9 protein-coding genes are annotated in these 12,226 nt (G+C 35.9%); 1 reads left to right on the forward strand and 8 read right to left on the reverse strand.

The genetic code is table 11. From position 1 onward, the window contains the following. Nucleotide 1: 1 nt before the first annotated feature. The gene (gene menA / locus IGJ23_RS13050; RefSeq protein WP_010737221.1) at nucleotides 2-955 is read left to right on the forward strand and encodes a 1,4-dihydroxy-2-naphthoate polyprenyltransferase; all 954 of its coding nucleotides are present in this window, start codon (nucleotides 2-4) and stop codon (nucleotides 953-955) included. Between the two features lie 98 nt (nucleotides 956-1,053). On the opposite strand, the gene IGJ23_RS13055 is transcribed toward menA, so the two are convergent. The 8 genes from IGJ23_RS13055 to IGJ23_RS13090 all read right to left on the reverse strand — a co-directional run bounded on the left by IGJ23_RS13055 (nucleotide 1,054) and on the right by IGJ23_RS13090 (nucleotide 12,214). After that, on the reverse strand, nucleotides 1,054-2,094 hold the full coding sequence (locus IGJ23_RS13055) for a hypothetical protein (RefSeq protein ID WP_242694129.1): 1,041 nt from the start codon (nucleotides 2,092-2,094) through the stop codon (nucleotides 1,054-1,056). A gap of 33 nt (nucleotides 2,095-2,127) precedes the next feature. After that, nucleotides 2,128-3,012, reverse strand: a complete 885-nt coding sequence (locus IGJ23_RS13060; RefSeq protein WP_207433498.1) for a hypothetical protein — start codon at nucleotides 3,010-3,012, stop codon at nucleotides 2,128-2,130. A gap of 102 nt (nucleotides 3,013-3,114) precedes the next feature. Further along, entirely contained in the window at nucleotides 3,115-6,180 is a 3,066-nt protein-coding gene (locus IGJ23_RS13065) for a lysozyme family protein (protein WP_251849743.1), read from the reverse strand. A gap of 32 nt (nucleotides 6,181-6,212) precedes the next feature. Next, nucleotides 6,213-8,549, reverse strand: a complete 2,337-nt coding sequence (locus tag IGJ23_RS13070) for a VirB4-like conjugal transfer ATPase, CD1110 family (RefSeq protein WP_053765982.1) — start codon at nucleotides 8,547-8,549, stop codon at nucleotides 6,213-6,215. Beyond that, a complete protein-coding gene (locus IGJ23_RS13075; protein WP_010737216.1) occupies nucleotides 8,546-8,908 on the reverse strand; it encodes a PrgI family protein in 363 nt (120 codons plus the stop codon). The genes IGJ23_RS13070 and IGJ23_RS13075 overlap by 4 nt, the downstream gene beginning before the upstream one ends. A gap of 11 nt (nucleotides 8,909-8,919) precedes the next feature. Then, a complete protein-coding gene (locus tag IGJ23_RS13080; RefSeq protein ID WP_010737215.1) occupies nucleotides 8,920-9,744 on the reverse strand; it encodes a hypothetical protein in 825 nt (274 codons plus the stop codon). A 24-nt stretch (nucleotides 9,745-9,768) separates the two neighbouring features. Then, nucleotides 9,769-9,999 carry a hypothetical protein gene (locus tag IGJ23_RS13085; protein WP_010720705.1) on the reverse strand — a complete coding sequence of 77 codons (231 nt, stop codon included), beginning with the start codon at nucleotides 9,997-9,999 and terminating at the stop codon, nucleotides 9,769-9,771. A 469-nt stretch (nucleotides 10,000-10,468) separates the two neighbouring features. Continuing rightward, complete coding sequence (locus tag IGJ23_RS13090; protein WP_370566299.1) at nucleotides 10,469-12,214, reverse strand: VirD4-like conjugal transfer protein, CD1115 family; 1,746 nt, start codon at nucleotides 12,212-12,214, stop codon at nucleotides 10,469-10,471. Nucleotides 12,215-12,226 lie beyond the last annotated feature (12 nt).

Genomic DNA, 12,226 nt, shown 5'->3' on the forward strand with positions numbered 1-12,226 from the left:
TATGACACTAAAGATCTTTTTAGAAGTAGTAGAACTACGAACAAAGGTGGCTAGTGTATTTCCTTTTGCGATAGGGGTTTTATTCTCTATCGCTTTTTTTCATGAAATACATTGGCTTAATACAGGGTTGTTTTTTATTGGTATGTTGGTTTTTGATTTAGCAACTACCGCAATCAACAACTATATGGACTACCAAAAAGCCCATTCGAAAACTTATAAATATCAAGAAAACGTAATTGGACGAACTGGCATCTCACCAAAACTGATCCAAAAAATGATCCTAGGAATGATTTTCTTTGTCTTACTGATTGGTGTAATCCTAACCGCTAGAACTGGGATTTTATTATTATTGATGGGCGCTACTTGTTGCTTCATTGGCATTTTTTATACCTTTGGGCCCATTCCCTTATCACGAATGCCTTTAGGGGAAATTTTCAGCGGTGTAACAATGGGGTTGGGAATTTTTGCCATGGTCATTTACATCAATACTTACAGTACGAAAGTATTTGATCTGATTCTTTCTTTTCAGACAGGAACCTTCCGTTTAGAAGGAAACATTTGGAGTATCCTGACGATCATCCTAGCTTCACTCCCCTTGGTTTTTACGATTGCCAATATCATGTTAGCTAATAACCTACGGGACTTAGAAAGAGATATCGAAAATCATCGCTATACTTTAGTTTTTTATATTGGGCGTCCCATTGGACAATTGTTGTTCCAGTTATTGATGTATGCTTGTTATCTGGTCGTCTTGATTGGACTATTGAGCCATGTCTACCAGTGGCCAATCTTGTTGACTTTTCTCACATTACCAACGATCTATCGTAACTTGCAACAATTCAAACAATCCTTGCCTCACCCCATCAGTTTTAGCTATGCCATCAAAAATATGATCTTGTTCAACAGTAGTTATGCATTGGGCTTACTTTGCAGTATTCTGTTGTCTTATGTTTAGAGATCCATTGATTTTTCAAATAAAAATAAGACCCATGAAGTCAATGAAAAGCTGTGACTTCATGGGTTAATTTTAAGTTATCTTAGAATGCTAATCTTTTACCTTACAGGTGCTTGCAAAAGCTGTCCCTGTAAACCTTTCGTTAGTGTATTGCCGCCGATTGTTCGTTGGTTTTCTGCAGTTAGTCTTGCAGCCTTTGGTATTGCATGTTTCGTAAGATCAGTAAGCTTACTTAGTTCTCCTTTACGAGACATGGTATTACCGACGTCAAGTGCGTTCACTCTCTTTTTAGCATTTTGAGCCTGTATCTTTGCATCTATTAAATTAGTTTTATACTTTACTCTTGCAACTGGATCAATCGAACTCTTGAATTTGATATGACTATTGACTCGATCTTCAATTACCTTAGTATCATCTCTAGTTATGAGGTCTTCTAATGCTAACTTATTAAATGTTTTTAGTGGTCGTTGGAGCAATTCTCTTTGCCTAGCTTCTGGCGTAATACCTCTCACTTTATCAATTATTCGCCCAAGCCAGCCTCTTTTTTTCGGACCGTTTAATTTAAGTAATGGTGAGTTTTGTTTTTCCAGTGCCTTTACTACCTCTGGATTCCCTGCACATAGTTGCGTAACGAAAGCTCTCTGATTAGTTGTATCTTTTAGAGTGGCTTGATAAACTTTTCTTGCATTTGGATCAATCGAACCCAAGAATCTGTTCTCACTTAGGACTTTATCGCGAATGACCTCATGATCATTCATGAGTGGTTTTAATAGGTTCTTATCAAATTTATGAAGTGGTTGTTGGAGTAGTTTATTCTTCCTATCTTCTGGGGTGATCCCTCTCCATTTATCAATCGTTCGTCCAATCAAACCTCTCTTTTCCGGTTCGATTAATTTAGCTAGTTTAGGATCTGCTTTTATTATTTTTTCTATTTCACTACCGTTTTTTCCTTCACATAGTTGAGTAAGAAAAGCTCGTTGTTGATTCTCTTTCCGTTTATTCCATAATTTTTTCCCAGCTCGACCTACGCGTATTAGCGTTCTTCCAATAAAAAGTGTCGCAGTAACAGCCCATCCTGGCATCTTTTTAAAGAGTCTTTCGGTATAATCTAGCTCTCTTTCCGTTCCCGGTTCCATCATATATTTTCACCTCCTTCTTATTTTTCATCTGAATCAGACATTCTTTTTCGTTGCTTCTTCACGTGTGGTCCCATCTTGAGTGGGAGATACCGCTTCGTATTCTTTCTCGTATATCGTAATCCAATTAAATGAACCAGGGTCGCCTCTTAGGGCATATTTCGAGCCTTTTTCTCCAATAGAGAAAGAAACTTCTTCTTTTCTACCGTTATCGTCGATTTTCGTGATGACAAATACTGCACCGTCTTGATCTGGGTTGACGGTGACCACACGATAATCATAAGTGAGCTCATTGACCGTTTTGTCTTCTTCGATTTTTTTCTGGATTAACTTACCGTCTTTAAATTCTAATGTAAATGCTCGATCGGTATTCGTATTTTCCCATGCGCCTTGTTGTAAGACGTCTAACCAAGCTTGTGAAATCACTTGTTGTGCTGCTTCTGCTTGTTCGGTGATTTCTTCTTCCATTTTGACTTTAACTTCTTCATTTGGATAGAAGTAGATTTCTTCTTTATCTTCTTTTAAATAAAAGATTGTACTTCCCATACGTGATTGTAATTTGAGTTTTTTCATGGTTCCTTCTTTGTCTTCTAGCACTAAATACCCGTTATCGACTAAGTAATATTTACCAGCTGCTAGCCAAGAAGAAGCACGATAGGTCCCGTCGGTTTTTAATTCTAGTACCATTTCGTCACTTCGATTGGAGTACCATTTACCACTATAAGTAGTGGCACTGTATTCTCCTAGTCGTTCCTTACTTTCCGCTGTTTCTTCTGTCTGACCTTTTTTGTTCGTCTCTTCCTGATTGGCTGTGTTTGAGAACAATGAATAGCTTGTCAAACCCAAGACCACAACGAAAAAAACTGTTACCCCTATTAAAAAATTTCTGCCTGTTTTGGTTTCTAAAAAATTTTTGATCATATTTTTTCCTAAAAATAAAGATTTTCGTTATTTTTAGGAATTACTCACCACCTTTACTTTTCACGAATTGACTGATGAATCATTAACTAGCTAGTCGAAAGATTAAGGCACCCCATATCCAGAGATTGCTGAATGATCGAGTGTATAGGTTCTTCTTCGAACCATATTTTCTGAATTACCTTCAATTACTTGAATCGTATTTCCACCTGTAAATTCGACGATCCCCACCTGGTCTTTCCCCGTTTTATTACCTTTCCAATCAAAGAAAATCAAATCCCCTGGTTGCGGGATATAGCCTATATCAGTGGCTTTGAATTTATTATTCTTTTTGTACCAATTGAACATATCTAACGGTCTTACAGTATTCGGTACACGACCTTGACTGAGATACCCTGCTTGTTCTGCTACCCAAGTAACAAAGATCGCAGACCATTCCATTCGGCTCTCATAGCCAGCCCACTCCCAATATTTATTGCCATTTAACGTACCGATTTCTTTAGTTGCTACCTCTACCAACTTTCCAGTAGAGTTTGAGAGGTTGTAAGAAATTAAGCGTGCATAGAACATATCACCAAATGCGTAACGCCAGTTATAGCCAAGATCTAAAGCCACGCCCTTATTATAAGAAACAACTTCCCCATTACTTCTTTCTTGCGCATAAGCTTTGCTATGCTCAAATGTATATTTACTATCTGTACGGATCAACTCGTCCAAATAGTCTTCCCCATAATTGTAAGCTTGGATCGCTGCTAAGTTACCTAATTGATACATTTGTGCTTTTCTTATTAAATTTGCAAAATAAGCTACACCTAATTCAATTGACTTTTCTGGGTTGATCGTTTGATTCAAATTTTGTGCTTTAGCAATTCCCATAATATCCGGAACGGTTTCACCATCCCCACCACTTTCTACCCAGATTATGGATAGTATGACATTGGTAAATGATTCAATGTTCTGTTTTTTTGCTTCTGTTACTACTTTTTCTCGCCATTGAACCACTTTTTCAGGTGGATAAATAAGCTCACCTTGCGATTGTTCTCGATCATACTGACTTAATTTCGTACGATTTCCATAAACCAAATTTTCAATAAAAATTGTCGGATTGATTTCTGGATTGCGGTAGAGGAAGATTCGTTTTTCTTTCATGATCATCAATAAATTACCGTCAAATTTGTCACTTGTGTAACCAATCAAATCTCCGCTTTCTAAAGAAGCTCCTTCACGTATGATCGGCGTCACATTAATATAATAAGCTTGGTATTTCCCTGTTTCCGTTTTGATACTTGTTGTCGTTTGCTTTTTCCCATTTAGATCTCGAGCCGTACGCGTACTGATCTCTGTTACCTTCTCGTTTGATGTGGCATAGACAGGCGTTTGTGGTTTCGCATCAATGATTATTTCATCATTCATATTGGCATCGTCCCGACCGCGATAACCATAATTACCAATAACAGAAGCATACGAAACTTTCCCTAAAGGATTATCCATAAAAATCTTATCCTGAAAACGATCGATTTCTAACACAGGATAATATTTATCGATTTCATCTTGTGAGAATGCTGAGATCGTTCCTATCACTTTATTGTTTGAATAGAGTTCGATTTGAGGATCTAAATCAAGAAATTCAGCAATCGTTTGTACTTTGACATTCAGCGTGACGCTGTCTTTGTCTTTTTCTTCTTTGTCTTCTTCTTCTTTGTCTTTGTCTTTGTCTTTAACTTTTTCTTCTGTATCTTTATCTTCTTCATATTCGACTTTGTATGTAAAAGTGCCATCATGGATTGCGCGAAGTTCATCTTCTACTTTTGCAATCTTAACTGGCTCTTCCTCCATTGGTGAATACTTATCTTTAAACTGGGCATAAAAAGACATATATAATGGAGGACTCATGGATGTTTGGTCTTTTAGTCGTTTCAGATAATTAGGAAGCGCACTATTTTTAATATTATAATTTTCATATTTGGCATTTAAGTAATAGATATAGTTATCCCCATTTGAAGCAAACGAAAATTGTTCCGGATCGGCAACCATTCCATTCACTTCAAAATAAACTTCATCATGTTCTTCAACTAATTGATTGTAACGATTATAAACATCTCTATTTTTAGAGGCATCCAAATAGGAAATATACTCAAATGCTTCAGCGATCGCCATATCTTCTGTTTTCAATGTGAACAAGGCGACAATAAAAGTCCAAATCGCTAAAACGACCGAGATTACCACGAGAATGATCGCCAGTATAACGATAACTATCGCGATGATCAATAGCGCCTTGATTGTAATCACTAAAAAAATCAGCGTAATGAGGATCCCGATAATCGTTAAATCTCCCTTTTCATCTCGCCCACCAAGCATTTTCATAGCCGCTTCTTTTGCTTGCCCTTTTGGTGACAGCTTTTGAGCCATATCTAAAAATTTTGACGCTGATTTTTTTTTACCTAGAAATTTCTTGAAGAACCCACCCTTTTTGCCGACGCCTTTTGTAGGATTTACATAGACAACTTTCGTGTTTTTACCCTTACCAAAAATATTGTACCATTTTTTTTTGGTGGATTTCACTGAATCTTGAGGTGCAAATCCTTTTTGATCTTTGTAAGCAGTGTAGCTGTAAGGGGTACTATCCTTAGAAGAACGAGCAACCAAATTGCCTTTTTTTGTTTCTTCTGCTACTTTTTTTAACTGTTCTTTTTTTAGCTGTTTCTTTTGCACATTCACTTTTGGTTGATCTGTCGACTGTTTTGTTCCCTGGATGTTATTCTGACTTTTTGAATCAGATCGTAATTCCTGTCGCACTTTTTTTTGATCATTTTTGCGTTTTAGGCCTAAAACTTTACGGAACCTATTTTTAGCTAATACGACGGTTTTATTACCAAATTCTTCAACGTCTCGTTTTATTTTTGAAATTTGTTTCTTAGTCAGTTTAATCTTTTGTTTCCCTTGTTTAATGACTCTTTTTAAACGAGATTTTTTTTTAATGATTGGTAGTTTATCATTTTTATGGACGATTATCGTTACTTTAATTGTCTGATTGTTTTTAAGGATCGCTTTTGTTAGTTCTGAACTTTTTTTTTGGTCTTTAATGAGACCTTTGGTTTTTTCTAATCCTGTGCTGATAATACTATTTTGTGATTCCTGCTGTTCGTTATTGGGTTCATTCAAATCGGGCACTGTGACGTATCCTTTCTGATTCCATTTTCGTTTTAGTCTTCACCAGGTTTGGTTGACATCATCTTATACAACTGCGTATCTTTCGGAAAATGATCATAAAAAGGTAAAGTTGTATCGCCAAATACCATCAGTCCATAACCTTCTGGTGAATTCACAACAAATTTTTCTTGTTCTTCTGAGATATCAAATAACCGGACTAATTGTGAACGGTCAGATTTTGCTTGATTGAGCATCATGACGAAATCACTATTTGAAAGCATCCGCCGTGCAAGGTCCGAAAGTAAAAGTGTCTCCACATTCTGTGTAATCCCAGTTGGAATTGCCCCCCACTTTCTGGCACGACTCCATAATTCAAAGAAATAATTTTCAGAATACTCATTTGTAAACAGTAATTGCATTTCGTCGATATACAACCAGGTCCGAACGCCTCTTTCCCGGTTGGTGGTGATCCGATTCCAGACTTGGTCCAACACGATCAACATCCCCATTGTTTTAAGCTGTTTCCCTAAATCTTTGATATCATAGACAACGAGCCGTTTGGTAATATCGACATTTGTTTCAGAGGAGAATACTGACAAACTTCCTTCGATATAAATTTCCAAGTCCGTCCTCAATTGGTGCGCTTCTTCTTCCTCTTGCTCTTGTAAGATGTGGTAGAAATCTACAAAAGTTGGCATCCGATCGCTAACTGTTTCATACGTTCGACGACATACACGGTCGATCAACGTTTTCTGGGTAGAGGTTAGCCCCAATGCACCGCCAATAATCAAGTCGAACAATGAAATCAAAAACTCCGACTTTAAAACAACCGGGTCACTGTCATCTCCATAGTTTTCGTTGATATCCATTGGATTGATCGTGGTAGCGGAATCACTAGCGATCTTGATAATCTCACCATTGAAATTTTTACCGATAACGGAATACTCACGTTCAGGATCAATGATGATGACTTCATCTTCGGCATCACGCAATAGTACATTTACGATCTCACGCTTCACCGAGAAACTTTTACCAGAACCAGGAGTTCCTAGAACAAATCCATTGGGTGCTTTTAATAATTTCCGGTCAAGAGATAAAATATTCTTTGAAATAGCATTTACGCCATAATATTTCCCATTTTCTTGAATTAGATCTGAAATAGTAAACGGCACAAATATCGCAGTGCTGGCAGTCGTTAGTGTTCGATCCAATGGCAATATATTATTTCCTAAAGGTAAGGTTGCGTTCAGCCCAGCCTCTTGCATAAATTCTAACTCGATGATCTTAAATCCAAATTGTCGACCAATAGAAGATACCTCGTCATGTACTTCTGTTAATTTTTCAACTGTTGGGGCATGGAAATGGATACTTCCAGTCATCGAATAAAGCTTTTGACCCTTGTTCTGTAAATCATCAACTAAATTTTTCGCTTCTGTTAACGAATAAGTCAAATCATAGGAAAGCATTTCAAAATCGTAGCCATTTTGTAGGGCTTTTTTCTGTTCATCCACTTTTTGTTGTTCCATAAAAGCTAATTTGGTCTTCACTAAGTCAAATGCTTCATCTTGTTCAAGTGGCTTAATATGTAATGTAATCACCAACTCTTGAGGGATTTCTAACAGTTCAAAAATAAAGGTATCTGCTAGTTCCGATGGATATTCTTGCAAATAAACGGTTTTGGCATAATGATCATCCATTTTCAAGTAGTTTTTGTTTTGTTTCAGTTCAATCACTTCTGGTAGGATATCCTCAATCTCTGGTTCTTCCTTATCGCTTTTTGTTAATAAGATATCAGACAAAATTGTCAACATCTGTTTTTTCTCAAGACGGTTGATCCCACTACCTAATCGACTCGCAAACATTGCAAAGCGATCTACAACCATTTCCAGCTCTTTATGAGCAAGTTTTTCTGTTTGATGTTGCTGGATGAAGGTAAACAAAATCCGTTTCTTATAGCCATTTTTTTCTTCATCCAGTTTTCTGGAAATAACATCATTCATTTCTACGCGATAAGGGTCTAAAAAATCATTCTTTTCTTGGTAGTAAAGAATTGATTGCAATTCACTCAACGGTCGTTTCTTTTTGTAGACAGTTAACTGTAGCTGGGTTTTACTACTTAAAGAATTAAGGAAATCACAATATTGCGAGAAAATCTCAATCTGATTCTCTTCTGATGAAAGCTGATAGTTGATATCTTCTAATTCGACTGTGATGGAGTACGTATTATCATCCAGTTGACAAACACCGCTGGGAAAAATTGTTTTAAAGTAAAAAGTATCGCGCAAAAAATCCACATCTTGTGGATTTTTTTTCTGTTGTTTCTTTATATTTTTAGAAGTCTTCTTTAAATTTTTATGATTATTCTTTATTTTTGACTTTAATTTCATCATCGTTCTTGTCCGCCTAATTCTTTACTTTCTGACATATCTTGTTGACCATCATTCTTTTTTCGTTTCTTTTTTCTAGTTCCTGTCGAAATATGGTATTTAAAAAATTGCTTAACATAAACTTCAAATGATAAGCCATTTCGTTTGAACCATCCAAAAGACACGATTGGAATAGAGGCAATGATCATCAACCAACTGATGATTTCGATTGGCATTTTTAACCATGCAATGAATATCAGTGCGATCGCGACATTTACCCCGCCAGCAATACAAAGACACAATAATTGTTTTAGATTCATTCCTGCTATTACTTTTTCTTTGTATTCTTTGATATCTTTTGGAACTTTTACTTCTATTGCCATATCTCCCCTCCTTATGATGCAGATATTAGTGTTTTGGCCCATCCTTTAGTTTTATTGATAGCTAGTAAGATTCCAATCATATAGATCGTTAATCCTAAAATAATCCCAAACATATGGGTGCCAACGTCTTCCATTATTCTCATGAATAGCATTGGATATGTAACTAAAACCAGGGCGATAAAGGTTGACTGCAACCCCGTAGCGGCAAAATTTTTAAAGAAGCCTTTGGTCATAGCAGAAAATTCTTGGCTTGGTAGAGCCCCCATCGGAATTGGTGCCATCGCGCTAAAAATATAAAGCTCCATAAATCGTAAATAAATTGTTACCTGAATCAACGTCCGTACAACAAGTGACACTAAAAATAGAATGAACATAATTAATAGCACAGCGATTTGTGACCAGAAATCTAGATCATTTACCGCCTGTTCTACTCTTGCTGCTACATTCGCTACAGTTTTTTCGTCACCTACTTGTAAAATTTTATACGTCAAATTAGAAGTAATCACTATGATTCCGTCTAACAAAACTTGGATTTTTAAAATAACCACATAACAAATCGCAAATTTAATAAATGATTTGATGATCATTTCAAACCCAAGCATTGGTGCTCCTCCAGCTCCCTCAACCTTAAGTGAAATTTTTTGAAATTCCAAAAGAATAAAGATGGCTAAAATAGACAATGAAAGCGGAATAACAACTAGTTCCTGTAAATCTACTACTAATTTATATGCATCATACATGTATCCTGATAGATTCTTACTCAGAGTGTATTTTAAATCATCTCCATTCAAATAAAACATGATTTGATTAAAGAGCCACATTATCGCTGATGTCATAAATTAAATCCTGCTTTCAGTGTATTATTGTAAAAGTGAAGAGAAATCAAATTGAGTTGCGAACCAGCCTGCAGCAACTAAAATCAATCCACCACCGACAATTTGCCAAATTCCTTGCTGTAATTGCGGACCATTTTTATCTTTTAATGCACCAGCTAAAATGACCGTTCCCCAAATTAGCCAAAGACCTCCACCTACTAAAGTGAAGTTTGATACTAAACTAAAAACTTTTTCTAATAAAGCTGCATCTTTCATTTAAACATTTCCCCTTTTTTGAGTTATTTATTATTTGTTACTACTTTTAGTATATGGTAATTTTTCAACCGATGTTTGCCAGTTATTTCTAAGTTGAGAAATTTTAGAAACTCCCTCTCTCAAATTTTATAATTGACTAATTTAGTCAATATATGTAAGAGGTCTTTATCAAAAAGCAGACTAGCTGAGAAGAATAGTTACTCTAAAAAATTTTAAAATTCGTTATTTTGGACACAATAAATTGATTCATCTATAAAACTTGGAACATCTATCCATTTTTTTCAAACAAATGCACAGCGCTTAAGAATTGATTCCTGAAAATAAGTCAAAAAATCAAAAATGCTCAAAATAACAAGAAGTCAATTTTGGATTTCCCATGATTTTCGAGTGCCAGACAGTCCTTATATCATCTTCTACTAGTTTCACTCAGCATCATTGACAAGGATTAAATTCCTATTACATATGTATGTTACGTAGTGGAAGGTGTAGAGAGATTACGTTCATACATATATGAGTCTGTCACATCCCCTAATTTTTTATAGTTTTTATGTTTGACAATGTCATATTTTTCAGACAGGAAAGGATTTGCTCCACGTATTTTTAAAATACATTGTTGCCCTTTCAAACTGGCTACTTCATCGGGGTCCATCAAATTACGCCCCAACTTTTGGAAACTTTCATTGAATGATCCATTTGAGCCTTTAGTGACACTGATATTTCTTTGTTCGATCGTTTCTTTACCTAAAAGTTTAGAAATATATTCATGCGTACTTTGTTCCATCCCACCTAAATATAAAAAGACGTCACTCGTACCGATGATGGTTTCCCAAGTGTCTTTATACAACGTTTTTAACTGACTAATATTTTGTAAGATCACATTTGTTGAGATTTCTCGACTTCGAATAACCGAAATAACTTTCTCAAAATCCGGAATTTGACCAATATTGGCAAATTCATCTAGAATACAGCGAACATGACATGGTAAGCGTCCTTTATAAATATTATCTGCTTTGTAGACCAGCATATCAAAGAGCTGTTGGTACATCATACTGGCTAAGAAGTTAAAACTGGTATCTGTATCTGGCAGTAAGATGTACAAAATCGTTTTCCGATCCCCAATGGTGTCCAATTCTAATGTATCTTTAGAGACCAAGTCTTTGATACTAGGAATATCAAACGGAGACAACCTTACCCCTAAACTAACTAAAATACTCTTGGTCGTCTTATCCCCTGATAGTTTGAAAATTTTATATTGCGCAACCGCGAAGTTTGTTGGATCTTTCTCTTCTAACTCATTGAACAGCACGTCTAAAGGACTGACGAATCCAGGAACATTTTCGTCAATATCTGCTAGACGTACCAATTCAATCACATTTCCTAATGTGCGATCTTCTTCAACGACTTCTTGGATCAAATAGCTAAAAATTGCCATTAATAAAGCAGTCTCTGCCTTTTCCCAGAAATCATCGCCACCTTTTTTATCAGGATTTGAAGTGTTTTTAATCAAATTATTTACGATTTTTAGAATATCGTCTTCCGTTCTTATGTATTTAAATGGATTGTAGTGATGGGTGTCACGCCGATTGATCAAATCAAAGACTTTGATATTGTAACCCGCTTCCTCAAACATTTTTCCTGTTTCCATCAATAACAATCCTTTGGAATCACTGACGACATAGGAAGAATGCATTTGCATCAGATTCGGTTTTACATAAAATCGCGTCTTACCACTACCGGCTCCTCCAACCACAACGACATTTTTGTTACGGTTAAAATTATCTTTACCAGTAATTTTCATTCGTCCTGACAGGGATAAACTCTCTGTTTTAGTCAATATGATATTAAAACTCTTTTTCTTCGCCAAAAATGGTTTGATATCTCGAAATTTCCCCCATTTTGCACTTCCATATTCTTCATTTGGGCGTACTTTTTTTTCATCAAACGTTTTGTATAATACTAGTAATCCATAAGAAAGAACAAAAGCGAGCCCTCCCAGTAATGACTTTACGTTAAATGAGAATTGGAAGGAAAAACTAGCTATTTCATCAACTGCGTGAAGAAAAGATCTAGCTATTTTTTCCACAAATGTTACGGTTGTATTTTGATCAATCGTAAATAAAAAAAATGTACGATTCCCTATATACATTAATGTACTCACCACAACTACGTGGACTACCCATAAAACATATTGAGACTTTTTCAAGTGGTTGTTCATCCCTTTCGTTAC

It is taken from the genome of Enterococcus sp. DIV1682a, assembly GCF_051711005.1.
Classification (GTDB): domain Bacteria; phylum Bacillota; class Bacilli; order Lactobacillales; family Enterococcaceae; genus Enterococcus_B; species Enterococcus_B hirae.

Excerpts from the sequence above, each read along its gene's own strand:
- menA (WP_010737221.1), top strand. The coding sequence starts at position 2 with ATGACACTAAAGATCTTTTTAGAAGTAGTAGAACTACGAACAAAGGTG.
- IGJ23_RS13055 (WP_242694129.1), bottom strand. The coding sequence starts at position 2,094 with ATGATGGAACCGGGAACGGAAAGAGAGCTAGATTATACCGAAAGACTC.
- IGJ23_RS13060 (WP_207433498.1), bottom strand. The coding sequence starts at position 3,012 with ATGATCAAAAATTTTTTAGAAACCAAAACAGGCAGAAATTTTTTAATA.
- IGJ23_RS13070 (WP_053765982.1), bottom strand. The coding sequence starts at position 8,549 with ATGATGAAATTAAAGTCAAAAATAAAGAATAATCATAAAAATTTAAAG.
- IGJ23_RS13075 (WP_010737216.1), bottom strand. The coding sequence starts at position 8,908 with ATGGCAATAGAAGTAAAAGTTCCAAAAGATATCAAAGAATACAAAGAA.
- IGJ23_RS13080 (WP_010737215.1), bottom strand. The coding sequence starts at position 9,744 with ATGACATCAGCGATAATGTGGCTCTTTAATCAAATCATGTTTTATTTG.
- IGJ23_RS13085 (WP_010720705.1), bottom strand. The coding sequence starts at position 9,999 with ATGAAAGATGCAGCTTTATTAGAAAAAGTTTTTAGTTTAGTATCAAAC.
- IGJ23_RS13090 (WP_370566299.1), bottom strand. The coding sequence starts at position 12,214 with ATGAACAACCACTTGAAAAAGTCTCAATATGTTTTATGGGTAGTCCAC.